This is a genomic window from Oryzomonas sagensis (genome assembly GCF_008802355.1).
Taxonomy (GTDB): domain Bacteria; phylum Desulfobacterota; class Desulfuromonadia; order Geobacterales; family Pseudopelobacteraceae; genus Oryzomonas; species Oryzomonas sagensis.
Genome location: NZ_VZRA01000007.1, coordinates 37,092 through 62,670, shown reverse-complemented (window position 1 = coordinate 62,670; position 25,579 = coordinate 37,092). Strand labels below are relative to the sequence as shown.

22 protein-coding genes are annotated in these 25,579 nt (G+C 54.0%); 20 read left to right on the top strand and 2 right to left on the bottom strand.

All coding sequences use genetic code 11. The features are described 5' to 3' along the window. The first annotated feature begins 29 nt into the window (after nucleotides 1–29). The 15 genes from F6V30_RS15810 (at nucleotide 30) to F6V30_RS15740 (ending at nucleotide 16,098) form a co-directional block, all read left to right on the top strand. The gene (locus F6V30_RS15810; protein ID WP_151158027.1) at nucleotides 30–1,160 is read left to right on the top strand and encodes a CpaE/TadZ family protein; all 1,131 of its coding nucleotides are present in this window, start codon (nucleotides 30–32) and stop codon (nucleotides 1,158–1,160) included. Nucleotides 1,161–1,179: 19 nt separating this feature from the next. Continuing rightward, the gene (locus F6V30_RS15805; RefSeq protein WP_151158025.1) at nucleotides 1,180–2,493 is read left to right on the top strand and encodes a TadA family conjugal transfer-associated ATPase; all 1,314 of its coding nucleotides are present in this window, start codon (nucleotides 1,180–1,182) and stop codon (nucleotides 2,491–2,493) included. A gap of 12 nt (nucleotides 2,494–2,505) precedes the next feature. After that, a complete protein-coding gene (locus F6V30_RS15800) occupies nucleotides 2,506–3,468 on the top strand; it encodes a type II secretion system F family protein (protein ID WP_151158023.1) in 963 nt (320 codons plus the stop codon). Between the two features lie 9 nt (nucleotides 3,469–3,477). Further along, nucleotides 3,478–4,392 (top strand): type II secretion system F family protein, encoded by a 915-nt coding sequence (locus tag F6V30_RS15795; protein ID WP_151158021.1) that lies wholly within the window; start codon nucleotides 3,478–3,480, stop codon nucleotides 4,390–4,392. A gap of 254 nt (nucleotides 4,393–4,646) precedes the next feature. Next, nucleotides 4,647–5,534, top strand: a complete 888-nt coding sequence (locus F6V30_RS15790; RefSeq protein ID WP_151158019.1) for a hypothetical protein — start codon at nucleotides 4,647–4,649, stop codon at nucleotides 5,532–5,534. A gap of 20 nt (nucleotides 5,535–5,554) precedes the next feature. Continuing rightward, entirely contained in the window at nucleotides 5,555–6,172 is a 618-nt protein-coding gene (locus F6V30_RS15785; RefSeq protein WP_151158017.1) for an outer membrane beta-barrel protein, read from the top strand. Then, nucleotides 6,173–6,514 carry a DUF192 domain-containing protein gene (locus F6V30_RS15780; RefSeq protein WP_151158015.1) on the top strand — a complete coding sequence of 114 codons (342 nt, stop codon included), beginning with the start codon at nucleotides 6,173–6,175 and terminating at the stop codon, nucleotides 6,512–6,514. Nucleotides 6,515–6,535: 21 nt separating this feature from the next. Beyond that, nucleotides 6,536–8,092: an ArnT family glycosyltransferase gene (locus tag F6V30_RS15775; protein ID WP_151158013.1), complete on the top strand. Its 1,557-nt coding sequence runs from the start codon at nucleotides 6,536–6,538 to the stop codon at nucleotides 8,090–8,092. Next, a complete protein-coding gene (locus F6V30_RS15770) occupies nucleotides 8,089–9,666 on the top strand; it encodes a hypothetical protein (protein WP_151158011.1) in 1,578 nt (525 codons plus the stop codon). Before F6V30_RS15775 ends, F6V30_RS15770 begins: the two co-directional genes overlap by 4 nt. A gap of 197 nt (nucleotides 9,667–9,863) precedes the next feature. Further along, complete coding sequence (locus tag F6V30_RS15765; protein ID WP_151158009.1) at nucleotides 9,864–11,750, top strand: coiled-coil domain-containing protein; 1,887 nt, start codon at nucleotides 9,864–9,866, stop codon at nucleotides 11,748–11,750. Between the two features lie 120 nt (nucleotides 11,751–11,870). Then, nucleotides 11,871–12,248 (top strand): PilZ domain-containing protein, encoded by a 378-nt coding sequence (locus tag F6V30_RS15760; protein ID WP_151158007.1) that lies wholly within the window; start codon nucleotides 11,871–11,873, stop codon nucleotides 12,246–12,248. A gap of 67 nt (nucleotides 12,249–12,315) precedes the next feature. Further along, nucleotides 12,316–13,053: a class I SAM-dependent methyltransferase gene (locus F6V30_RS15755; RefSeq protein WP_151158005.1), complete on the top strand. Its 738-nt coding sequence runs from the start codon at nucleotides 12,316–12,318 to the stop codon at nucleotides 13,051–13,053. Next, nucleotides 13,035–13,823: a glycosyltransferase gene (locus F6V30_RS15750; RefSeq protein ID WP_191965741.1), complete on the top strand. Its 789-nt coding sequence runs from the start codon at nucleotides 13,035–13,037 to the stop codon at nucleotides 13,821–13,823. The genes F6V30_RS15755 and F6V30_RS15750 overlap by 19 nt, the downstream gene beginning before the upstream one ends. A 236-nt stretch (nucleotides 13,824–14,059) precedes the next feature. Next, nucleotides 14,060–15,001: a glycosyltransferase family 2 protein gene (locus F6V30_RS15745; protein ID WP_191965740.1), complete on the top strand. Its 942-nt coding sequence runs from the start codon at nucleotides 14,060–14,062 to the stop codon at nucleotides 14,999–15,001. Nucleotides 15,002–15,072: 71 nt separating this feature from the next. Next, nucleotides 15,073–16,098 (top strand): hypothetical protein, encoded by a 1,026-nt coding sequence (locus tag F6V30_RS15740; RefSeq protein ID WP_151157999.1) that lies wholly within the window; start codon nucleotides 15,073–15,075, stop codon nucleotides 16,096–16,098. 129 nt (nucleotides 16,099–16,227) lie between these two features. On the opposite strand, the gene F6V30_RS15735 is transcribed toward F6V30_RS15740, so the two are convergent. Both F6V30_RS15735 and F6V30_RS15730 read right to left on the bottom strand, forming a co-directional pair. Continuing rightward, nucleotides 16,228–17,097 carry an ATP-grasp domain-containing protein gene (locus F6V30_RS15735; RefSeq protein ID WP_151157997.1) on the bottom strand — a complete coding sequence of 290 codons (870 nt, stop codon included), beginning with the start codon at nucleotides 17,095–17,097 and terminating at the stop codon, nucleotides 16,228–16,230. A gap of 68 nt (nucleotides 17,098–17,165) precedes the next feature. Then, entirely contained in the window at nucleotides 17,166–17,519 is a 354-nt protein-coding gene (locus F6V30_RS15730) for a PilZ domain-containing protein (RefSeq protein ID WP_151157995.1), read from the bottom strand. 736 nt (nucleotides 17,520–18,255) lie between these two features. On the opposite strand from F6V30_RS15730, the gene prsT reads away from it, so the two are divergent. Genes prsT through F6V30_RS15705 form a run of 5 tightly spaced genes read left to right on the top strand, consistent with a single transcriptional unit; the run spans nucleotide 18,256 to nucleotide 25,569 of the window. Then, a complete protein-coding gene (gene prsT / locus F6V30_RS15725) occupies nucleotides 18,256–20,901 on the top strand; it encodes an XrtA/PEP-CTERM system TPR-repeat protein PrsT (RefSeq protein ID WP_151157993.1) in 2,646 nt (881 codons plus the stop codon). Between the two features lie 7 nt (nucleotides 20,902–20,908). Further along, entirely contained in the window at nucleotides 20,909–22,306 is a 1,398-nt protein-coding gene (locus F6V30_RS15720) for a TIGR03013 family XrtA/PEP-CTERM system glycosyltransferase (protein ID WP_151157991.1), read from the top strand. Then, a complete protein-coding gene (locus tag F6V30_RS15715; protein ID WP_275938151.1) occupies nucleotides 22,293–23,150 on the top strand; it encodes a polysaccharide biosynthesis/export family protein in 858 nt (285 codons plus the stop codon). The genes F6V30_RS15720 and F6V30_RS15715 overlap by 14 nt, the downstream gene beginning before the upstream one ends. 41 nt (nucleotides 23,151–23,191) lie before the next feature. Further along, the gene (locus tag F6V30_RS15710; protein ID WP_151157988.1) at nucleotides 23,192–24,691 is read left to right on the top strand and encodes an XrtA system polysaccharide chain length determinant; all 1,500 of its coding nucleotides are present in this window, start codon (nucleotides 23,192–23,194) and stop codon (nucleotides 24,689–24,691) included. Between the two features lie 47 nt (nucleotides 24,692–24,738). Then, nucleotides 24,739–25,569, top strand: coding sequence for an XrtA-associated tyrosine autokinase (locus F6V30_RS15705; protein WP_151157986.1), 831 nt, complete (start codon nucleotides 24,739–24,741; stop codon nucleotides 25,567–25,569). Nucleotides 25,570–25,579 lie beyond the last annotated feature (10 nt).

Genomic DNA, 25,579 nt, shown 5'->3' with positions numbered 1-25,579 from the left:
AAAATTATCGCATAACGGAAAGCTCATCCATGTCCCAAAACCTCTCGATTGCCATTATTGATTCAGACCGTGAAACGCGGGAAGCCATTGAAAGCCTGATCCTGCCCTATGGCGACAAGGTCAAACTTGTTGGGGCGACCGGGGACTTCAGCGAGGGGTATCGGCTGATCCAGACGAACAATCCGTCGGTTGTCATTCTGGGGGTGGCGCAACTGGAGGTGGGGGTTGAACAGGTTCAGCACATCTTAGCGCACTTTCCCGCCACCGCCATCTTTGTCGCCACCACCGAGAAGAACCCGGACTGGATACTCCGGCTCATGCGGTCTGGCGCTTCCGAATATTTCCTGAAGCCGGTCGCGAAAACAGAATTGTTCGAAGCGCTCCGGAAGGTAGCGAAAAACCTGTCGCCATTGACAAACGGCCAGGTTACGCAACGGCAGGGGAAGATCATATCGGTATACAACCCGGTGGGGGGGGTGGGGACGACGACCATTGCCGTGAACCTTGCCGCGACTCTTGCCGCCAGCAACGATAATGTGGCTTTGGTGGATTTCAACCTCTTCTGCGGCGATGTGGCCTCCTTTCTGGATATCGACCCGAAGTATACCCTGAGCAGCGTCACCAACAACGTGAACCGCCTTGACGCGGACTTTCTCCGCGCCAGCATGACGCGCCATGCGTCGGGAATCTATCTGCTGAGTGAGCCGCTTGAAGTGGAAGAAACCTTGAGTATCACCGCCGAGCAGATCACCCAGGTGCTCACCTTCCTCAAAAGCGCTTTTTCCTACGTGGTCATCGATACCGGAGGGCCGCTTTTCGGAGCGAATCTCATTACGTTCAGGGATTCCGACCACCTGCTCTTCAATACGGTCCTGACCCTGCCGGCGCTCAAAAACGTCCGCCGCTATCTTGCAGCACTGGAAAACAAGGGCATCGCGCGGAGCGCGGTAAAGATAGTGGTAAACCGCTATCTGCCCAAGGCAGACATCAAGATCGGCGACGCTGAAAACGTTCTTGGAACCAAGGTGTTCGCAACCATTCCCAACGAATATGGGGCGGTCATCGACTCGATCAACAAAGGGGTGCCGGTTGTGAATCTTTACCCGCGTTCGCCGATCACTGCTGCTATTGCCAAACTTATCACCCAGCTGAACAGCTGATGCCGCAGGAGACCTGTTCATGATTTTCAACGACCATTTCGGGCCCAAAAATCAGAAACTTCCTGTTGAAAAGAATTTGGTCTTTTTCCAGGAATTGAAGCAGCGGATCCACCACCGCCTCATTGAGCGCATCGACATCAGCAAACTCGATTACCTGGGAAGCGGCGACCTGACACGGGAAATAGGTTCGATCATCGAGGGCCTGATTGCCAATGAAGGGGTGCCGCTCAATCAAACGGAAAAAGAGAAACTGCTCGTCGATATTCAACACGAGACATTCGGGCTCGGCCCCTTGGAGCCGCTGCTCTCCGACCCCTCAATCTCCGACATCCTGGTCAACAACTGCAGCAATGTGTACATCGAACGTAAGGGCAAGCTGCAGAAAACAGACATTATTTTTCGCGATAACAACCATTTGATGCAAATAATCGAGCGCATCGTTTCCCGCGTCGGCAGGCGCATCGACGAGTCTTCACCCTATGTGGACGCCCGCCTTTCCGACGGTTCCCGGGTCAACGCCATTATCCCGCCCCTGGCAATCGACGGGCCGGTTCTTTCCATCCGTCGCTTCGGAGTCGATCCTCTGAAGATGAACGATCTCATGGCCCTTGGCACAGTCGATGAGCGGATGGCCGTTGTCCTGCAAAATTGCGTCAAGACACGTTTGAACATCCTCATCTCTGGAGGTACCGGCACCGGCAAGACCACGATGTTGAACGTGCTTTCCGAATACATTCCCGAAGTCGAGCGGATCGTCACCATAGAGGATTCCGCGGAATTGCAGATGAAACAGGATCACGTGGTCAGGCTGGAAACCCGCCCTCCCAACATTGAGGGGAGAGGTGAGGTCACGCAGCGCGACCTGGTGCGGAACGCACTGCGGATGCGGCCGGACCGGATCGTTCTCGGCGAGGTGCGCAGCAGCGAGGCTCTGGATATGTTACAGGCCATGAACACCGGCCATGACGGCTCCATCTCAACCATTCACGCCAACTCGCCCCGGGACGCCCTGTCCCGGTTAGGGACCATGGTCATGATGGCCGGGATGGATCTCCCCGACAAGGCGATTCGCGAACAAATATCGTCGGCAATAAATCTCCTCATTCAGTTGGTGCGTTTTCCGGACGGGTCGCGCAAGGTCATCAAGATCGCCGAGATTACGGGTATGGAAGGGAACACGGTCGTCATGCAGGATATCTTTGTCTTTGACCAGCAGGGTGTCGATGCTGACGGCAAGGTTATCGGCACCTTCAAAGCGACGGGAATCCGACCGCACTTCATGCAGCGGTTCAAGCTTTCGGGAATAAACTTGCCGAACGAAATATTCGAATAAGACGGAGAATCTATGTTCTTAGCCGTTTTTTTCACATTTATAGCGGTTTTCCTGCTGGTATCGGCGCTCGTGCTCGCTTACCTGCGCGCGCAGGAATCCCCGAAAGCGGTCTTGAAACGGCGGCTCCGCAGGATGGCCAAAACGGGCGTAGACGATGCCATGTCGGATGACCTGCGCTCGGAAATTATTAAAGAAACACCCCAATTCGAGCGCTTGGTGACCATGTTCCGTTTCGGTCGCGCCATCGGACGGCTCCTGGACCATGCCGGAGTGGCCATCGACCTGACCATGTTCATACTGCTGGTGATTCTTCTCCCGGCTGTTTCTTTCTGTGGAACCTTTCTGTTTACCCACCGGTTGATCTTTGCCGTCTGTGCGGCACTCGTGGCCGCCATGGTCCCGTTCATGTTCCTCTATTTCAAAAAAGTGAGGCGGCAGGACAAATTCACCGAACAGCTGCCCGATGCCCTGAGCATGATCTCCCGTTCCCTGCGGGCCGGCCATTCCCTGACCAGTGCCATAGAACTGGTTGCCCAGGAGTCGGATGAGCCGCTGCGCGATCTCTTCAAGACCGCCTATGAACAGCAAAAACTCGGCCTCAGGATTACCGATTCCCTGGCCGGCATGACTGATCGCATGGAAAGTATCGATTTACGGTTTTTTGTGGCCTCCATTGAACTCAACAACGATATCGGCGGGAATCTGTCGGAGATTCTCGACAAACTTGCCGGGACGATCCGGGAACGCCTGAAGATCAAGCGGCAGGTGCAGGTCATCACCGCCCAGGGTAGGCTGTCGGGATACATCCTGGCCGCTCTCCCCATCGCCACCTTTTTCATGTTCAATATCATGATGCCCGGTTATGAAGATGTGCTGTTCAAAGAAAAACTCGGGAGCCAGCTGTTGATCGGTGCCATCTGCGCCCAACTTTCCGGGTTTCTGTGGATCAAGAAAATCATCTCGATCAAGGTCTAGGATGGCGCCATGATAACGTTGATCGTCGGATCAGTTTTTGTCTCCATAGCCCTCATTACCGCTGCCGTTCTGTATTGGTACGTCTCTCGGCGCATGATCGTCAAGGAGCGGCTTTCGAAACTGGTCGTCACGCCCCTGTCGTTTGAAGCCCCCACACTCATTGCCAAACCAACGCCCTTGAGCCGGTTTCTCTCCCGCCTCGGGGCGGTTCTCCCCCAAGAGGGGAGGGATCGTTCCAAATACGAAAAGTTGCTCGTGTCGGCAGGTTATCGCAAGTCGAGCCTGGTTGTCTTTTTTGGCTGCAAGGTCCTCTTTACCCTGCTTTTCCCCATCCTGTTCATGACACTCGTGACGGCGCCGACCGGCAAGGTCGCCGACCCGGAGATGCTGCTGGTCACGCTGGCTCTGGCCATAATCGGCTTTCTCCTGCCGAGTTTCTATGTGCAGAGAAGGGCTCGGATACGCAAACTGCTCATTTTTCAGACGCTGCCGGATATCCTCGATCTCCTGACCATCTGTGTCGAAGCGGGTATGAGCATTGACGCAGCAATGCTGCGCGCCTGCGAGAACCCGCAGTTCAAGGGGAACCCGCTGGCCGAGGAAATGAATGTCTCCGCCATGGAAACCAGGGCCGGCAAGTCCCGGCCGGAATCCCTGCGCGACATGGCTGAACGGACGGACGAGGATGATCTGAGGGCATTCGTGACCATGTTGATCCAGACGGAACGATTCGGCACCAGCCTCAGCCAGGCGTTGCGGATTCATTCCGACTCGCTCCGGGTCAGGCGGCGTCAGATCGCGGAGGAGGCTGCGGCAAAAACCGCCGTCAAAATGCTCTTCCCGCTCGTTTTTTTCATCTTCCCCGCACTGCTTATCGTGATGTTGGGGCCGGCTATCATCAAGATCGGCCAGATCTTCAAATAATCCGCAGAAAGGGGGCATGCACATGAGACCGGATATCAATACCATTCTACTGTTGGTCATTGCCGTGGAACTGGCGCTACTGTACGTAAAGATGGGCAAGAAATAGTTTTTCATCCCCTGGACGGTTCGTCGCTGCCGGCATCCGGCGACCCGCCCAGGGCTTGTCAAGGAACCTTTCCGGACCGCTGTCCGTTGCGCTGTTCATAGAGCGATTTCTTCTGGATTTATACTCGAACCTCAGGAGGGGATTTCATATGAGATACCTGAAACGGCTATTCCCATGCATTCTGCTGGTGTCTTTACTGGCGTTGGCAGGTTGCGGCGGCTCGAATACGGGTACGAACAGTTCGGCAAGCGATCAGTTTTCGACAGGCACTACCGGGTCGGGTTCGGGAAGCGGGACTGGGACCAGCTCCGCAGGTGTCATCATGTTTACTGATGCTGCAAGTGCACAACCCGGATCACAAACAAATATGCTCAGTGATTTTGCACGTACCATAGACCCCGCTGTTGTCCCGAGTGTATCGGTCCTGCAACCAATTCCGTTCAAGCTGACCGATGCCAAGGGCACTTCACGGGCGGGAGTGCCGGTTACCATGTACGTTTACAGCATCACGACTCTTAATCCAAATGATGTGATTATTGACTTTTTGGTGCCGACGACGATAGGGGGAACGACTACAGCGCCAAACCCCGAACCGACTCAACAAACGATTACCACCGATTCAGCCGGAATGGGAATATTTAATGTCGCAACGAATATTACCTCTCCTCCCGTCGGCTCTTTCACTGCCGTCACGGTCGTTTTTAAGGCTGTAACGAATGATGCGGTGCCGGTGACGGCCTACGTGGGCCGAAGCTACTCGCTAACGTCGAACCCCGCTTTGTCACTGACCCCTTCACGCTTATCTTTTGCCGCCGCCGATGGTGTGGGGGCAACGAGGACGTTTGCCATATCCGGGGGGACTCCTCCGTACACCAATCCCAATTCCAGTAATACGGCACGCGTTACGGTGAGCCTTTCCGGCAGCACAACCCTGACGGCAACACTTGTTGACGCATCTCTTTGGCCTGAAACGGTGACGGTTTCCGTGTTGGATAGTGCGGGGCAAACGGCGTCGGCAACAATTTTGCGGCAGTAATATCTCTCTGGAGGATCACTATGCATAAGGTTTTCAATGCAATTGCCGTTTCCGTGCTTGTACTTTTCGCCTCCACCGCCATGGCCGACACCATCGCCAACCGGCTGGGATTTACCGGCAAGCTCGGATTCGCCACCCCCGTGAAGGACGATTTCATCAACGGCACATCCAGGACAAAGACCGGGTTTGCCGGGGGAGGGGGACTGCTCTACGGTTTCGGCGACTATGTGGCGGCCGAGGTGGACGTTACCCATTTGCCCAAACTGGATGTGACAAAGGGCGGGATCAAGGCGTATGAAGCGACGCTTACCGATATCGGCCTCGGCCTGCAATGCCGGCTCATCCCCAATGGCAGGGTGGTGCCCTACATCGGCGCCGGTGCTGATTTCATCAAGGGCAGCCTGAAGCATGTGAGCGGCAACGATTATGACCTGGACTGGACCTACGGGGGGCATGTCAGTGCCGGGGTCGACTGGTTTTTGACCAAGGGGATCGCCCTGACCGCCGAGGCCCGTGCGGTGCGGACGATTTCCGGCGACATTTTGAGCGGATCGACCAAGGTGGGTGAATACGATCCGTACTGGGTACAGGGGACTTTTGGCCTCCGCATGTTCCTGCCCGAAACCTTCTGGCGTTAGATGCGGGCGATCGTCGCAGGGCCGGCACGGGAGCTGGCCGGAACCATTCATGTGGCCCATTCGCTTTTTGCGCGGATGAAGGGGCTCTTGGGGAGGAAATCGCTCGATTCCGGGGAGGCGCTCTGGATAAAACCGTGCAAAGGCATCCACACCATCGGCATGAGGTTCACTATCGATGCCGTTTTCCTGGATGGGGACAACCGGGTGGTTGCCCAGATCCCCTCTCTGCCGCCAAACCGGATCTCCCCGATCTATCGCCGTGCGGCATCGGTCATCGAACTGCCGGCCGGTACGCTGGCCGGCATCGGTCTTGCCATCGGTGAGACGATTGAAATCCTGTGATGCCCTGTTTGCGGAGCCTGCATGAAGCTGTTTAGCACCAACAAACTGGAGCCGATGGTTCCCTTGCTGTTGTTCTTCGTAACGGTTCTGACCCGTATCCCCTTTGCCGGCCGCCTCCTGTATCATATCGATTCGGTGCAGTATGCCCTGGCGCTCGATCACTACGACATCCGTCTCCACCAGCCCCATCCCCCCGGCTATTTCCTCTACATCCTGCTGGGGCGCCTGGTTCGCCCGGTCGTCGATGATCCGAATCGGGTGTTCGTAACCCTCAGCGTGCTGTTTACCGCCGGATGTGTGGTCGTGGTCTATCTCTTGGCCCGGGATATGTTCGGTGTACGCTGTGCGCTCCTTGCGGCTATCCTGGCCATTACCAGCCCCAATCTCTGGTTTCATGGCGCGGTCGCCTTGAATTACGGCCTGGAAAGTTTTTTCAGTGCGGCAATCGCCTACCTCTGCTGGAAGATTATTGCCGAGAAAAAGTATGGGGCCTGGCTAGCGCTCGCCATTATCCTCGCGCTCTCGGGAGGGGTGAGACAGAATACCCCGGTCTTTCTTCTCCCATTGGTGATCTATTCTTGTCGGCGGTTGCCGCTACGCTTGCTGCTGCTTGGGGGAATTACGTTCAGTTGCGTCGCCCTTGCCTGGTTTGTGCCGATGATCCACGCCACCGGCGGCTGGGCGGCATACGGTTCCGCATTCCGGGAACTCTGGCATTTCAACACAGGGCACAACAGTGTCTTCGAACAGGGGGCGGGGATGCTCCTGGTGTATGCCTACACCCTGCTCAATTTTACCACGTGCGGTATTGGCGCCGGGGTCGTGGTCCTTCCCTTTTGCGGGTATATCATGCTGCGCCGGGGGCGGGTAGGGCAGATCGACAAAGAGAAGCAGCTCTTTTTCACCATCTGGATCGCCCCGGCTTTCCTTTTCTACCTATTGATCTTTATCCACCCCGCAAACCCCGGCTATGCCCTGGTCTTCACACCTCCCCTGTATATCCTGCTGCCCAAGGGGGTGGAGTTTCTCCACCGGGAGCTGTCGCCCTTGCTGGCGTGGAACTGGAATCTCATCATTGCCGTGGTTCTCGTCACCGTCAACCTCTACCTGTTTCTTTTTTCCACCTATCCGATTTCAGCGCCTGTCATCCGCAAGCATGACCGGGACCTGGCCCTCATGCTCAAGCATCTGAGTACGTTCGATCCGGCGACCACGGCGTTGTTCGTTGGAGGGTACGTATTTTATGGGTTCAGGCATGTGATGTACTACCTCCCGGAATATACCGCCTATGAGGCCGAGTACACGGTGGCGCCGGATGGGCAGGTCCGGGAGTTCCTCGGCGGGAAACGTCGGCAGACCTTCCGTATGAAGACGATAGAACTGCCCCGGGAAATCAAACGGTTCGCTACGCTGGTCTATACGGACCGAGAGCACAAACGGGCCGTGGATACCTCCGATTTATCCGGCATCCGGGTGGATGTCGTGCTCCCGAAAACGTATGTCGCTTCCGGCGACATTCTCCTGGTGAACCGCCTGTATCCGAAACTTCCCTTGACCTTCGGGGGGAGCGTGCCATGACGATGAAGTCTCTCCTCAAGGCGCGCCAGTACCTGATCCCCCGTATCTCCGATGTCCTGTTCGGCGCCGTACTGCTGTATACCGCCGTCTTTGCCGGCATGCGGATGCTCGGTGACGGGGACACCGGCTACCATGTCAGGGCAGGCGAACTGATGTTGAAGAGCGGCACCATCCTGCACCTTGACCCATTCTCGTATATTTGGCCGCAACTCCCGTGGACCGCCCACGAATGGCTCGCCGAGATCATTATGGCCCTCTGCCATCACGTGGCGGGGTTGCCCGGGGTCGTGCTTCTCTTCTCACTGGTGATTGCCGTCACCAACCTGTTGTTTTTCCGAATGCTCCGCGACCGTGGCGCAGGCATACTCCTCTCGTCAGCCGTCCTTCTCCTGTTCATTGCTGCCGCCAAGGTACACTGGCTCGCCCGGCCGCATATTTTTTCTCTGTTCTTCATGATCTCCTGGTATATCGCCCTGGAGAAACTGCAGGATGGAGAGAGGATACGGGCATGGCTGCTCCCCGCGAGCATGGTCCTCTGGGTCAACCTGCATGGCGGGTATATCGTCGGCATTTTTTTGATTTGCCTCTATCTTGCCGGGAACCTGTCCCTCTCTTTCATCGACCGTTCGGCATGGGATGCCTGGGCCAGGCAACGGGTCGCCATCTTATTGAAGATTCTGGGCGGGTCGCTCGTCGCTGCACTGCTCAACCCCCTCGGTTACAAAATCTTCCTGTTCCCCTTTCAATTGGCCATGGACAAGACGCTCATGGACAGTGTCCAGGAGTTTCTGTCGCCAAACTTTCACGAACCGCAGATGCTCAAATACCTCCTCTTTATCATGGTTGCCGTTCTCGTTGCCAGCCGTCGTCGCATGCCGCCGGTACACCTGATTCTGATCTTGTTTTTTCTGAATATGGCCCTTTATTCCGTACGATATACCCCGCTTTTTGCGATGGTTTTTCTGCCAATCATTACCCGCCATCTCGATACTGACGATCTGGAGCGCTGTTTCCCCCGGATTACCCGTTTTTTCCGCAGGCGTGAGGCTACCGTTGCCTCGGTTGATGCGCTGGCGCGAGGGGGGCTGTGGCCGGTTCTGGTAACGCTGGCGGTAACGTTCTTTATCGTTTCCGGCAAAATATCCTACCGTTTCGACCCCACGATCAAGCCGGTTGCCGCCCTGGAGTTTTTGAAGAGGGAGCGCGTCACCGGCAACGTCTTCAACAATGATGAGTTCGGCGATGTGACGATCTATATGCTTGCCGACCGGTACAAGGTTTTCATCGACGGACGGCTCGACATGTACCACTCCGCCGGCATCTTGAAGGAATACTTCAAGGTCACGACGTTACAACCCGGTTGGGAGGCTGTCCTCAATAAATATGCCGTCGGTTGGTTCTTCTTCGATACCAATTCCGTTCTTGCTCGCTTTCTCCAGGCAATGCCCGGGTGGAAGCTGATTTATTCCGACAAGGTCGCCAGCATCTTTGTAAAAAACAGCCCGGAATATCAGTACCTGATTGAAAAGTACCCCCACATGCAGCTTGCGGTAATCGATGAAATTAAAAAATGATTTTCCCTGGGGTGGGGCCTCCGAGAGCGAATGTTTTGTTGTAGACTTGAAGCGGATAGACGTGCCCGCTCATTGAGTTCCAAACGTTTCACACTCGAACCCGGGGGAGGGGTTGGCGCCAAGCTTAACGGGCCTGGCTGCCACGTTGCGTCATTGTCGTTTTCGCCGTCATCCCGACGTGTGCCGGAGGGTGATCTTTGCACGCTCCATACGAAAATAGAGCCTTGCTACTGGCGCGCAGAAAGGCATGCGGCAGGCTCCTGTTCTGGTCTGCTCTCGGCTCCCTGTTCGTGCACAGCCTGATGTTTGCCGCCATGATCGCGCCGATAATGCAACTGCCGGTAGTTGCAACCGCGGAAAAGGTCGATTTTTTCCGGCTCTCCTCGTTTTTCTTCCCCGGCGGCGGAGATGCGCCCTCGGATGATGCACCGCCATTGCAACCGAGCGCCTCGAATCCACCGCCCGGCACCGATACCATGGCGTCTGCCCCAGGTGCCCCTGAAGAGGCAGTGGAGCAAACGACGACAGATGATGCCGTTCCCTCCCCGTCCGCCGACGATAGCGCCCCCCCCGAGATGGTCATTCCACCTTCTGTCGGACATCTCGCCGTCAAAAGCCCGCTTCCTGCGGCAACAAGCCCGGCAGCAGCCCTCCCGGCATCGCCCCAGGCCTTGCCACGCAAAACACCGGTCACCGATAAAGCACCTCCGGCGCAAGAACCGGTCGCGGCCGGTGAATCCCCCGACGCCGAGCGGGAAAAGGCCCGCCTCGCCGTTCTGCACGAAGATGAGTTGCGCAGGGCAGAGGAGGAAGCTGTTCGGCAAGCGGCGTCAGTGCGCTTGGCAGTGGAGCGCCAGGAGCAAGAACGCCGGGAGCGGGAGAACATTGCCCGGGAACAGAGGACCCGGCTGGCGGCAGAACAGGAACGGCTTGCCCGGGAGAAGGCCCGCCAGCAGCAGTTGGCCCGCGAGCAGGCGGAACGCGACCGCACGAGCCGTGAAGAGGCGCTCCGCACAGCGGAGCTGGAACGCAAGGCCCGTGAACGCGTCGAGCAGGAACGTCTTGCCCAGGAGAAGGCCCGCCAGCAGCAGTTGGCCCGCGAGCAGGCGGAACGCGACCGCACGAGCCGTGAAGAGGTGCTCCGCACAGCGGAGTTGGAACGCAAGGCCCGTGAACGCGTCGAGCAGGAACGTCTTGCCCGGGAGAAGGCCCGCCAGCAGCAGTTGGCCCGCGAGCAGGCGGAACGCGACCGCACGAGCCGTGCAGAGGCACTCCGCACAGCAGAACAGGAGCGCAAGGCCCGTGAACTTGCCGAGCAGAAGCGGTTTGCCCAGGAACGGCGGGCTCGGCTGGCGGCAGAGCAGGAGCAAAAAGCACGCGAGGCGGAACTCCTCAGGGCAGAGAACGAACGGCTTGCCCGCGAAAAGGCCCGTCAGGAGCAACGTGCCCGCGAACAGGCGACGCATGACGGCAAAAGCCGCGAAGATGCGCTTCGCAAGGTCGAGCAGCAGAAAATGGACCGGATACTTCAGGAAAACAACAGATTGGCGGCAGAGAAGAGTTGGTTGGGGCAACTGGCCAAGATGCAGACCAATCATGAAGCGAAAGGCATTCCGGTCCCGATTGTCACGGGCGACCTCAAGCTGGTCATCTCCGGCAAAAAATATCCCCCTTTGACGGTTACCTTCAAAAAATTCGAGAAATCGAGGCGGGACAGGCCCTTCACCCGTACCGAGTCCCGTAACGGGATACCGGTCTTTCCGGTCATAGTGACAGCCCGCGCGGACATCCGGGAGGCGGTAATCGAGAAGACCAAGGAAGGGGTCTATACGTTTTCGCAGGAGCATTGCGGCAATTGCGACGCTTCCTTTTCACTGATTCTCTATGAAGCAACGGCAAAGCGGGTTAAAAAGATCGTGCGCCCGCGTGCCGTTGGCGGAAAGGAGGTCGTGGCCAGAATACTCATGCCGGAAGGGATACTCTGGGATGACGATGCCGCCTTTACCGGCAGCATCGAAGATGGCGACAGTATAACAAAATTCGAATCGGGATCCGGTCTTGTCTGGAAGGAGTATTCTGAATAGGTTTTTTGACAAGAAGGCATTATGCGCTTACTATTTACCTGTATATGTTTTAGAACCTTTTCACCGGGTACTGTCTGGTGGGAAACAACTATCTTTGCGTAATCCTCGGGGTAATGCAAAATGGAAAACAGAAACTTTACCAGGGTTGCTTTCTCTGATGGTGCGTCGATTTCTTACAACAATCACCTCGTATGGGGCACTGTTGAAAATTTGAGCTTACAGGGATTCTATATCAGAACATCAAGTACCGTAAAACCGGACATGCCATTGGATTTGCCGTTAGACGTTACCATCTATCACCCGCCCCATTCTTCCATCAATGTGCGTGCGAGTACGATCCACTGCGAAGACGTGGGCGTGGGCATGAAGATCGATGAACTCGATGCGGATTCCTTTGTCAGGCTGGTTGACGCCGTTTCCTTAAAAAGTGATGCCCCTGCCATGATCATGAGTGAAACGTATAAAATGGCCAACTACGTCAAGATCGTAAATGACTGAGCGCCGTCCTGATGGTATCTGCCGTTGCGAGGTGTAATCCCGGGGTCACCCGTTTGAGCAGGAGCGAATGGATTTAAAGGAATTTACCATAACCCATGCGAAAAAACACCCGTGGGAGGTTGCGCGACTCAAGGCTCTGCGCAAGATTCTGGATCCTGTCATGTTTGAGGGGATCACGGCGCTTGATGTGGGGTGTGGCGACGGTTTCATCTCCGGAAATATTTTCAATCGCCTGACAAGCAAAGAGGTAACGGCTGTAGATATAAACCTGACCGATGAATTGATATGCGAGCTTAACAACCGTGCCGGCGGCATGAACTATTGCCGGGAAATGCCCGAAAAGGGGCCGTATGATCTCATACTCCTCCTTGACGTGATAGAGCATGTGGAAGCTGACCGGAAATTCCTGACGGATATCGTTGACAGGTATGCCCCCAGAGATGGCAAGGTCATGATAACCGTTCCCGCTTTCCAATCCCTCTTCGGCAGGCACGATGCCTTCCTCGGGCATTACCGGCGCTACAACCTGAAAGAACTCGTTGCATTGACCGCAATGTGCGGACTCAAGGTCCTTTCCTCCGGCTATCTTTTTTCCTCCCTTCTGCTGCCGAAACTTGTCCTCTATAAACTCCTGAATATCGGCAAGGAGTCGGATGGCGTCGGGAACTGGGACAGGGGCAAGGTCATCACCAGGGCCGTCGGGACGGTTTTTGATAGTGATAACAGCCTGTTGATATCGGCCAGCCGTTTGGGCATAAAGATACCTGGACTCACGGGATGGGTTTTATGCGAAAAACGAGGATAATCATTCCATGCTATAACGAAGCAACGCGGCTGAACCCGAAGGCTTTTCTGGATGCCCTGGATAACACCAGCGACCTGTCGCTTCTCTTTGTCAATGATGGGAGTACGGATGGCACGCCGCAGATTCTTGCCTCGCTGAAAGCTGAAAATCCCGCCCAGGTAGAAATTGTGAATCTGGAGAAAAACTCAGGCAAGGCCGAGGCCGTACGCCAGGGCATGCTCACGTCGTTTCTGGGCGCCTACGATTATATCGGGTACTGGGACGCCGACCTGGCGACTCCCCTTGACGTCATAGGGGAGTTTAGCCGGTTACTCGATTCTTCGGGCGCAGAAATAGTTATTGGCTCACGTGTACGCCTCCTTGGTCGAAGGATTGAGCGTAACGCCCTGCGGCACTACTTTGGCAGGGTTTTCGCGACATGCGCGTCGATCCTGCTCGATATCAGTATTTACGACACCCAGTGCGGAGCCAAGATGTTCAGGAACAGCGAGGCCTTGCGGCACGTCTTCGGTAAGCCCTTCAAGGTCGCTTGGACGTTTGATGTCGAGATGCTCGCCCGGTTTCCCATTGTCATGAACGTATCTCCACCGGAGGCAAGTTCCAGATGGGTTGAGGTTCCTCTTTTGCAATGGGCGGATGTAAAGGGCTCGAAGCTTAAATGGAGAGACTTCTTCACCGCTGCCCTCGAGTTCTGCACCCTCTTTTACTACCTGCGCACCCCTGCCTGCAAGACTTATGAACGCTACCTCGGCACCCCTGAAAGGGCCTGATAGAGTCATTATGCCGGGGGAAATTTTACGACGGAAGTTGTCGTTGGGTATTTATGACGAAAACCGCGAAGGGCTTTATGTGAAGGTCAAACGATTGGCCGATCCAATGTGGAAAAAAGAAGGTTAAAATTTCAAAAGGAAAAATTACGCTATAATACACCATGATAGCGTTTCTGCCCGCCCGAGGGGCTGGGGACACCTCCCCCGGAATATCCACGCGTTATGAGGACTGTTGCATGAACATAACGGTGATGCTTGCAACATATAAGCGTAATGAAATATTGTCCCGCACTCTCGACAGTTTTTGCGACATCATAACTGATGGATTGAGTTGGGAAATTTTTGTGGTTGATAATCATGGCGACCCAAAGACCGAGCAACTGGTGCTTGGTTTTACCAATAGATTACCCATCAGGTATCTCGTAGAAAAAAAACGTGGAAAGAACAATGCCCTGAATAAAGCGGTTAAACTGGCAACGGGCGATCTTTTTGTATTTACTGACGATGATGTCATAGCAGATCATCATTGGTTGCTGGAGATGTGGGACGGTTCAGCGAGATGGCCGGACGTTTCCGTATTTGGAGGCAGGATATTGCCCCAATATCCTCCGGGGACGAAAAGTCCGATATCAGAAGCCCACAAATTTTTCAAAGGAGCCTATGTCGTTGTAAACTGGGACACTGGAGAAGGGCACTGTCCACCGCATAAGGTTTGGGGACCCAATATGGCCATACGTTCCACTGTTTTTCTTGAGGGGTGGCAATTTAATCCGGATATAGGCCCCAATGGGGATAATTATATAATGGGCAGCGAGACCGAACTGCTCATGAAACTGGAAGAGTCCGGGATGAACGCGGTATTTTTGCCGAACGCTTTAGTTTATCACCAAATTCGACGCGAGCAGTTAGAAGTTGCTTGGTTATATGGCAGGGCATTCAGATATGGGCGTTCTATGGCGCAGCTCTACGAACTGCCGAAGGCCATTTATTGGTTCAATGCACCTCGATATCTTTTTAGAAAGCTCTTTGAAACGGCTATCAGGAGAATCATATACTGTTATGATTATGATAAAAGGATTGATTTGGGAATTAATTATTGGATTTTAAAAGGAAATATATACCAATACCGGCAAAGAGCTAAACAAGAATGTCTGGATGCCGGCGAACGCACGGGTTAGAGACGTAAAAACGGTAAATAGGCACAAACGCGCCGCGCGGTTAACGATAAACATGAGAGTGGGGCTGAGATGTGATAGCAATCGGCCAAACGATTAATCACGAGGTGAGCGCCTATCTCAGCGATGTGCTCGGGGGGATCGTGCCCTTGCCAAGCCTCCCGGACGCGGGTCCGATCGACGATGCGCCGCTCGCCAATGAGCTCTTTACGGTGCTCACGAGCCGCGCGTTCTGCTATCTGGGGCGGAACAAAACCGAGTGCTATCGCGATGATGTCGTGACCATGCTGCGCAGACGGATGTCGACAGGCGGGGCTCTGAAGTTTTTCTACGATATCGGACCGGGCTACCACGCCACGACCCGCCCAGGGATTTTGCCGCTAACCTACGATGTCGGTCTTTCCGAGCTTCTGATCCTTTCGCAGATTAACACCCTCTGCCGCCGCATAATCGAGTTGTATCCGCCCGGCGCGCACTTCTTTCTTGTCGTCGATAACCTTTGCGGCTTGCGCACGAACGACATCCCTCTCGAGCTCACGGAGGGATACGTGCGGAAGTTTCGTCAACTGATCGACGAGATGCGCATTTCGCACCGGGTTGGCCTGATTGTCGAGTCGGAGGAGTTCGACCTCGAGGAGTATGACCGGCTCCTGAGAAATGCCCCGGTTGAGCCTCCCGATTCCGACCCGCCGCCACAGGCTGTCGACAATGTGGCGCGTTTCCTCGGGCGTCCCATCACCGCGGCCGAGGCCGCCGAGCGCATGCATCGGTACCGCCTGACCGGTCGCGTCACCAACTACCTCTTCGACAGGCTGATCAAAGACGTCCACATGACCCAGCGAGCAACCGGCGCGACGCTCGGATTCCGCCCATTCCCGGGCGGTGATCAGCGCACGCAGGCCGGTGAGGTGGTGCTCTGCCGCAACTCCAAGGGACGGCTTTATCCGGTGCTCCTCACGAGTAGAAATGTCGACCGCTACGCCTGCGTGCGCTTGGAATTCACCGACGTGCTGCCGGCCCCCCTGGCGCATATCACGTTCGCTTCGTCGTGCCCGCCAAGCAGCAGCACGCCCGGTTCGTGCCCCGTGGTTAGTTCGTAGCCGTAATTCCGGCTCTCTTGTACGCTGCCGTCGTTTGGTCCCTTGATGCAGCTCATGTCGCCGCGCCCTGGCACCCGCAAAAACAACTCGGTATTCCTTCTCACGACTAACCGCAAACCGCACGGGGAACTAGGCGAAATAGCTGTACAGCCCCTCGGCGATCCGACGGCGCATCGCCTGCAAAGGGGCCCCTGCCACCTGGCCCGACGCCCCTGTCGTCTTGTTGACATCAATCAGCACGGGCCGCCCCTCGTGGACGAGATAGTCCAACTTTCCGTAATCGAGGTTAAATTGCTTGCGCCATGTGTAGACTTCGGAGTGCGGTTCGATCTCTTCCGACGAAACGCTCATCGAGGCCTTGAACACAGGGTGGGGAGACGCGATCCTCATGCAGGTCCAGCGGTCGCCGAGGACCTGGAACATGCGCAGATGATACAAGCCGTTCTCGCGCTCCGGGAGAAATCGTTCGACCACAACGTCGCTCCGTTTGAAAAAAGACGATGGAACATCTTTGACGCTGTCGTAAACCCGGTATTTCGTCCAGTCGGTAATCGCTTCCCGGCCGGTGAGCCGATCCACGGCTTGGCATGCCGTGCGCCAAGCGCGGGAGTGTTTGGTGAGCCACCCCGGTGTCAGCGATTGCTCAGGCGCACCTCCGTAGTTGCAATTGGACTTCACTATGACGGGCCCGGTCCATGATTGTCGCGGATCGACGAGTTGGGTGCTGACAACAGACTTGCGAATGTCCCGGATGTGCCCATTGAGGACAATCGGATAGCGCGCGGCGAAGGCGAGGTATTGATCGGGGACGACCGACAGGTCCACGTGCAAGAGTACGATGTCGGCCGGCACATAGGTTTTTGTCCCAAACAGATACACGACTTCGTGCCCGTCCTCGCGCCAGTATCTGGCGAGGTGGTCAACGCTGTATTTGGTGACCCCGGTAGCGCAATTGCCGCTGTGGAACAGAACGACGATTCGCTTCTTGGTGAGGTTCATGGGGGTTCCATGTATTATCTGCGGGAAAAAGGAGGGGCGGCGGTACGTGCTGGTCGCTCGGGCAATAGTCAGTGAATGCAGTTCGCCATTTTATAGGTTTCATGCATAATAAGCGTTTGATCGTTGCATTGTTGTGAGATTACCTCCCTGAGGCGGACAAAGGAGTTCACATCCAGTCCGCTGATTTTCATGCCCACTCCGTCCTCTTCGCTACGAACTACGCAGGCATTCAAATAGATTGAAGAGTTGTGCGATTGATAGATGGTCACTTCCAGGGGATTATCGAGCGGCAGGTCATGCTTTGTTTTGATAAAGAAGCCTTGTAAGCTTACATTCCCTATATTCCCCCAGAAAATTTGCTCTTTGTACTTAATTGAGGCCCCGCCAGAAAAAGTAACCCGCGTAAAATTTCTCTTCTCCATTTCGATGTCTCCCCGCTACTCATATTACGAGAAAGCAGCATTAAAATGTGTTGATTACAATTATGTTTTATAATACTGTTTATGGAAATTTCTTAACAGGAAATAATATGTATATTCATACGTAATTGCAGTGTTGGCTTTATTGTTCTCACAATACGTGGCGACGACGTTGTTTGATCGTCACTTAAATATTAAACTGTGTTATATGTATGCATGTTTGTCTCGTAATATTTTGGCCCGACGTTTGCATTTGGTGTCGGCATTGGATTTTCGCCTGGCTGGCATTGCAACGACCGACCATTACAACGTGCACGCCGCCTCTTTTTGGGGCAGCACAAAATGGCCCCGGAAAAGTCACGTAAGTTTGGTGGTTTTGAAGCAATTTGTGTGCCGCGAATATAAGTTGCTGTTTTGGTGGATGCTTTTTGCGAATACGCTTTGGTGGTCACTTGATTGTTAATTTTTTCGACAGCAGCGTTTTAGATTATAAAGAGAGCAGGGTGGGCGCCCGGGAAGGTGGTCTTTGTTCGTAAATTCGCGGGGCAATAGCGTGTTAATGCGAGCTGATGTGAAATGGGGGAGAGCTGCGAAGCTTACCGCCGGAATGGTGGATGACGAAGCGTCTGGATTTGAGCGTGCGGCACGGCTGACAGGATAGGGAGCGACTGCCTTCACTGAAGCAGTGCATGAAGCATGTCTTGAAAAAGTTCTTCGTCTCAGCCAGGAGGGAGTCAAAGTGCTTAGAATCTTTTTGGTTGCCTTGGTCTTGTTCGTTTGTTCTGCCTGTGGCGGCAAGTCGAAGGAAGAGTTGTTCAGCGAGGGACTTAAGCAACTGAACGCTGCCAATTCGAACGCTGCCGTGGTCCTCTTCAGAAGTGCTTTGGAGAAAGATGAGAATTACAGCGATGCGCGTTTCCAGTTGGCAAAGGCGTACGCCGCCTTGGGAAAGCGGGAACAGGCGGAAAGGGAGTTTACCAAGGTTCTGAAGCAAAATCCTTCCCGTGATGAAGTTTTGCTGGAATTGGCAAAACTTATGGTTTCTGCAAAGAAAACCGATGAGGCTTTCAAATTGGCGGGGCGCTACCTCGCCAAGCATCCCGGCAGCGCCGAGTGCTTGGAGACGCTGGGGCTAGCGTGTGCCGCGAGTAGGAGGTATGACGAAGCGGCGAGTTACCTGTTGCAGGCCATCAAGGCAGACCCCCGGCGTTCGAAGACAAAGCTCGAACTGGCGGCACTCTACGTGGCCGCAGGCAAAGAGCCGAAGGCAAGAGGCCTTCTGGATGAAATCGTGGCCGAGGACCCGAAAAACCCCCGCGCATATTATATGCTCGCCGCCATGGAAAAAAGTGCGGGAAATGCTGACAAGGCATTGGAAATTTATCAGAAAATCCTTGCAATCAACCGCTCGGAGGTGCTCGCCGGTTACAAGTCCGGGCTGATCCGTATTGAAAGGGGGGAACTGGATCAGGCTGAGAAAACCTCTGACGAGATGATCAAAACGTTTCCCAAAAGATCCGATGGCTATCGTTTGAAAGGGTTGGTCAGCTACCAGCGAAAAAAATATGCGGAGGCCGCCGCCCAACTTCAGAATTCCATAAAGATTACGCCTACCTCGGAAGGGTATTACTTCCTCGGGCTCTGCTACTATAATCTGGGTGAACTTGAAACCGCCTTGAGCCAATTTCGCAAGATCCTTGACGTCGTGCCCACTTCACGGCAGGCCCGGCTCATGACGGGCGCAATTCTCCTGACGCAAAAGCGGACTGATGATGCGATTACCGAGATCAATAAAGTGCTGCAGCAGAATGACAAGGATGCGGTTGCTCACAACATGCTTGGCAATGCCTATATGGCAAAGGGGATGTTCGATGAGGGCATGCAGGAGCTGAACCGGGCGACAAAAGCTGATCCCAAGATGGTCGATGCCTATCAGAAGAAGGGATATTACTATTTGAGCCGTGGGAAAAACACCGAGGGAGAAATGGAGCTTGCAACGGCCGTCAAGATGGCTCCCGATTCCCTGAATAGTCGCCTGCTGCTCGCCTCTTACTATATGCGGAAGGGCAACACCCCCAAGGCGCTGTCTGTCCTCAAGTCCGGTTTGACGGGGAAAAAGAGCGATGCCCCGCTCTATAATGCCTTGGCGGCTCTCAATTTCTCCGAAAGCAAGCAAGCCGAAGGTATCAGAAACCTGCAAAAGGCGAAAGAGATTGACCCGCTGCTGCCCGCGTCCTACCAGAGCCTGGCTACGTATTATGCCGTTGCGGGTAATTATGACAAAGCCATTGACGAGTACGGCACCCTTTATCGCAATGATCCGCATAATGCCCAGGCAATGCTCGGCCTGGCTGCTTTATATGAAATAAAGGGCGACGACCGGTCGGCCCTCGTCTATTACCAGAAGGCAAAAGATGCCAATATCCCCGCGGCATTTTTGGCGCAGGCGAGCCATCATCTGAAAAAGAAGGAAACCGACAAGGCGATAAAGGTGCTGGATGACGCAATAAAGGTTAACCCGCACGATGTTTCAGCCCTCGAGATGAAAGGGCGTATCCTGGTTGCCGATAAGAAGTATAAAGAAGCCGTTAAGATGTTCGACGACGTGGAAGCCCTCAACCCGGAAGCGGGCATTGTCCTGAAAGTAACTACCTATGTAGCCATGAAGAACACTGCCAAGGCGGTAGAGCAGGCGCGCAAGGTCATCGCCAAATATCCGGGCTCGGCGCGTGGCTATGTGTTGCTCGGTTCCGTTTACGAAAACCAAAAAAATTACCCTGGCGCGATCAGGGAAGTGAAGAATGGTTTGCGTGTCGATCCCGATAACGCGAATGCGCTGCTCTTTTTGGGAAAGCTCTTTGAAACCCAAAAGGATTATGACCAGGCGATGGTTGCGTATGTCAACGCCGAGCGTAAAAAACCTGATTACGTGCCGGCCATTTACGCCCAGGGGGCAATATTTGACCTGAAGGGGAAACAGAGGGAAGCGGTCGGGAAATACCGGCTCTGTCTGGAGAAATCACATACCTATGTACCGGCTCTGAACAACCTGGCCTATCTCTGCGCGGAAGGTTACGGCAAGAAGGAAGAAGCCCTGCGGCTGGCAATCGGTGCCTTTAAGCTGGAGCCGGGAAATCCCGGAGTCATGGACACGCTGGGATATGCCTTGCTGAAAAATCGCCGAATAGACGAGGCGAAAAAGGTTTTGGAAAAGGCCGCCACTCTTCTCCCGCATAATCCAACGATCGCTTACCACCTGGCACTTGCATACAGGACGTCCGGTGATAAGATAAATGCAGTGCGAACCTTACAAAAGGCCCTTACGCTCGGTGACTTTGCCGATGCAAATGCCGCCAAATCGATGCTCTCTGAACTGAGAAAATGAGACCCACATGAGTTTGCGCTGGTTTATCCTCATAATAGTCGACGTCCTACTGATTCTGCTGTCTCTCTACTCCGCAGCCGTGGTACGTTTCGGTTACGCGGAAGTCACCAGCAAGCTGTCCGAAACTTCGACATTTTATACGGCATTCATTTTCGTCCTGGCGATCCTGTTCGCTTCGCACCTGATGGACACCTACGATTTCGACAGAAACACCAGAAAGCGTGAGATCATCATTAATACCCTGCTCGGTGCGGCAACTTCGTTTTTCCTGCTCTCCATCACCTATTACGTTGACCCGAACATTATGCTCGGGCGCGGCATACTGGCAATCTCGATTGCCATTTTTTCTCTCCTGCAATATGTCTGGCATGTGATTTTTTACCTGGTTGGCCGCCACAATCCACGATTTTCCCGGCGGGTTTTGGTATTGGGTACCGGCTCGCTGGCAAGCCAGGTCGGGGAGTTCTGTTCGGCCCACAACCGTAATTATACCCTGGCGGGATACGCAGTATGCACGTGTAATGGTGCCGGCGACAATGAGAAACAAGGCGAGAGCGTTGTCGTTCCCCCTGACCTGATTGTTGGAAACGCCGACGACCTGATGGCGGCTACGCTTGTTGCACAGGCCGATGTAATTGTTGTTGCACTGTCCGAGAGAAGGGGCGTTTTCCCGCTCAGGGATGTTTTGCGCTGCAAACTGAACGGCATTGAAGTCATGGATGCTCCCTCGTTCTATGAGCTTATCCATGGCAAACTCATGCTGGAGCAAATCACTCCCAGTTGGATCATTTTTTCCAGCGGCTTCCGCAGGCCAATCTATTTCAATATCTGCAAACGTTATATCGATATCGTCCTGTCCTTAACGGGTTTGTTTCTGACGCTCCCCCTTTTCCCCTTCATCGCATTTGCCATTAAACTTGATTCGCCGGGTCCGGTGTTTTTCAGGCAGATGCGTGTCGGCAATAAGGAGAAAATGTTTAATTTGTTCAAGTTCAGAACCATGCGCCAGGATGCGGAGGACGCGTCCGGCGCCATATGGGCCACCAAGAATGACCCGCGTGTGACCAAGCTCGGGAGCTTGTTCAGGAAGTCGCGGATCGATGAAATCCCCCAACTGTACAACGTTTTGAAAGGGGATATGAGCTTTGTGGGGCCGCGTCCGGAACGGCCTGAATTCGTTGAAAAATTGAAACAGGTGATCCCGTACTATTCTAAGCGTCACTTCATAAAGCCCGGACTGACGGGATGGGCACAGGTACGATACCCTTACGGTTCGACAATAGAAGATGCCATTGAAAAATTACGCTATGACCTGTTCTATATCAAAAATATCAGCCCGTTCCTGGACACGTTGATCTTCTTCGAAACCATCAAGGTTGTGCTTTTTGGCCGTGGCGGGCAATAACGCCCTGCCAATATCCCTGTTTCGTGAGGAATCTATGAGAATAAATCTGATGGCGGCATGTATAGGCATGCTCTTCTTGATGGCCCCCGTGGCATCCGGTGCGGCGGACTATGTGATCGGCGAAGGTGACGGCCTGGATATTTCCGTATGGGGGGTAAAAGAACTGACGTTCTCCGTGAAAGTACGTCCGGATGGCAAGATCACCGTTCCGGGCCTGGGGGATGTGGCTGCCAGCGGCACGACCCCCAAGGAGTTGCAGGTGTCCTTGGGGGCACGGCTCAGGGAGTTGGTGAAGAATCCTATTGTTACGGTTACCGTGAGAGATATCACCAACAGCAAAGTGTATATTTACGGCGGTGGGATCAAGTCGGGGGTCTATGATCTCCAGCGGCGGACAACGCTCCTGCAATTGTTATGCACGCTTGGCGAGGTCAAGACTGCCGATCTCCGGAGAGCGTATTTGTTGAGAAACGGGAAAAGAGTGAAAGAAGATTTCTATAAGCTGTTTATCAAGGGAGAGTCGGAGAATGACATACTGCTTGAGTCCGGCGATTCACTGTTCATTCCGCTCCTGCTGGATAAGAATGTCTATATCCTCGGCGCCGTCCTCACCCCGAAAGCCGTTGAGTACCGGGAGGGCATGAGGGTCATGGAGGCGATACTCGAAGCGGGAGGTTTCACCAAGTTCGCGGACCAGGATGATATCGTAATCAGGAGAAAGGTCGGGCAAAAGGAACAATCCCTGGAAGTCAAGGCTAAAAAGCTTTTCAAGCAAGGCGACCTGTCCCAGAATCTGGTGCTGGAAGCGGGTGATTACGTCCTTGTCAAGGAAAGCCTTTTTTAAACGGCGGCCGGTTCAGGTAAAATATTGCTTGTGAGGTGCATATGCAGTCTTCTGAGCTTGATTTCAAAAAATATCGGCAGCTTTTGATCAGGCGTAAAGAATTATTTGTGACGCTGGCTTTGCTGATTATGACGGCAGTTACTATCGTAAGTTTTGCGCTCCCCAAAATATATGAAGCAAAAAGCACTGTTTTTATAGAAAAAAACGTGATCAGTGAGCTTGTCAAAGGTCTTACCGTTTCACCATCCATGGAAGACACGATAAAAGTTCTTACCTATGCAATCACCAGCCGCACGCTGCTTGCCAAGACCGCTGACAGTGTTGATATGAACCTGGCACCGAATAATAATACCGAAACTGAAGAAGAACTTGTAAAAAAGCTCCAGAAAAATATCGTCGTACAAGTAAAAGACAAGAATTTGTTCATAATTTCATACAAAGACCGTAACCCACGATTGGCCCAGGATGTCGTCAATACGTTGGTTCGCCTTTATATTGAAGAAAATACTTCATCAAAACGCGGTGAATCGTATGACGCTACCAAGTTTCTCTCTGAACAAATATCCGCTTTCAAAACCAAATTGGATAAGGCGCAGGATGAAGTAAACGCTTATAAGCGGGCGAAGGGGACGGCCATCTCGATTGATGAGGGAAAACTTTTTCAGGATATTAATGCTTCGCAGCAGAAACTCATTGATCTGGAAATGAGGCGTCGGCAGTTGGAGGGAATGCGCCAGGTAACGAAAACGACCAGCGACCCGTTGCGTTCGAAGCTGTCTGCGCTGCAGAAACAGTTGCATGAACTGCAGGCTCAATATACCGATAGCTATCCCGGGGTACTCACGGTAAAAACGGAAATCGAGTCAATCAAGGAGCAGATGAAGACGTCGGGTGGCGGGCAGGCGCTTGACTCCAACGAGCTGGCAAAAGTCGATTCGGAGATCGCCGCCATCAAGATATCGGAAGGTGGACTGCGGCGCAATATCGCTTCGAATCAGGCACTGCTCAGGAACATTCCTGCGGCAAAGGCTGAACTCGATAAGTTGGAACTGGAAAGAAACAACCAGAAAAATATCTACGACCAGCTGTTCGCGCGTCACGGGCAGTCCGAGGTCTCAAAGCAGATGGAGGTGCAGGACAAATCGACGACGTTTCGTGTTGTCGACCCCGCTGTCCTCCCCACGGCACCCATAAGCCCGAATCGCCTTGCCATTATGTTGTTCGGAATCGCCGGTGGCCTGGCGGGCAGTTTTTGCGTTCTGCTGTTCCTTGAACAGATGGACGCATCAGTGAAAGATGCCAATTTTGTCAAGGAATTCGGTGTGCCCGTTTTGGCGGTTATTCCACATATACTGAATCCGCGCGAGGCGGCCATGCAGCACAAGCGCGCGACGCGCCTGTTTACCGTTGCCGGCGTATATTTTCTTTTTCTGCTCTGTTTCCCGGCAATGGAGCTGCTGGGACTTAATTATGTCGATAAAATGATTACCTACGTTTCTCCGGCTAATCTGGTTCAGGACGTCAAGGGGCATCTGCGGTAAGAAGGCCATCTGGCGATACACCTGATGTATCACGAAAGGGTTAACATATGAGCAGAATCGAAAAGGCCATGGAAAAGGCGGCACAGCTTCGGGATGGCGTTGCCCCGCCTCCCGAGGGGCATCCACAAAAACGCGTTTTCAGGGCCATTCCGTCTCAGCCTCCTCCAATCCCGCCCGTAGCCCACAAAATAAGACCTGACAACCCGTATCTCGTCAATCTGAACGATCCGCATTCACCTACGGCGGAAGAGTACCGAAAACTAAAATCCGTACTGGTAAAAATGACCAAAGGTGAGGATTTTTTCAAGAACACGATTATGGTGACCAGCGCGGTACCACACGAAGGGAAGACGCTCACCGCCCTCAACCTCGCCATCAGTCTGGCCCAGGAATTCGACCACACCGTCCTGTTGGTGGACGCGGACCTGCGCAGTCCTTCTGTCCAGCGTTACCTCAATATTGACAGCGGACGAGGACTCTCGGACGTCCTCCTTGATGGAACGGATATCGGAGATACGATCATCGCCACAGGTATTGGCAAGCTCTCCATAATACCGGCTGGCCATGCTGTCAGCAACCCGGTCGAACTGTTCACGTCGCAGAAGATGAAGGAGTTGATCGAAGAGATGAAATACCGCTATCCCGACCGGTATCTCATCTTCGACACGCCGCCCATTCTCCTCTTTGCGGAGACGCGCTCCTTAGCCCACCAGATGGACGGGGTACTGTTTGTCGTAAAGGAACGGCTTGCTTCCCACGAAAACATCAAGGAAGCTGTTGAAGCTCTCAAGGGGTGCGAACTACTGGGAATGGTATATAACGACGCCATACTTGACCGGCATGACGAACGCTACTCGTATTATCACAAGGCTACATAACAAAAGCGGA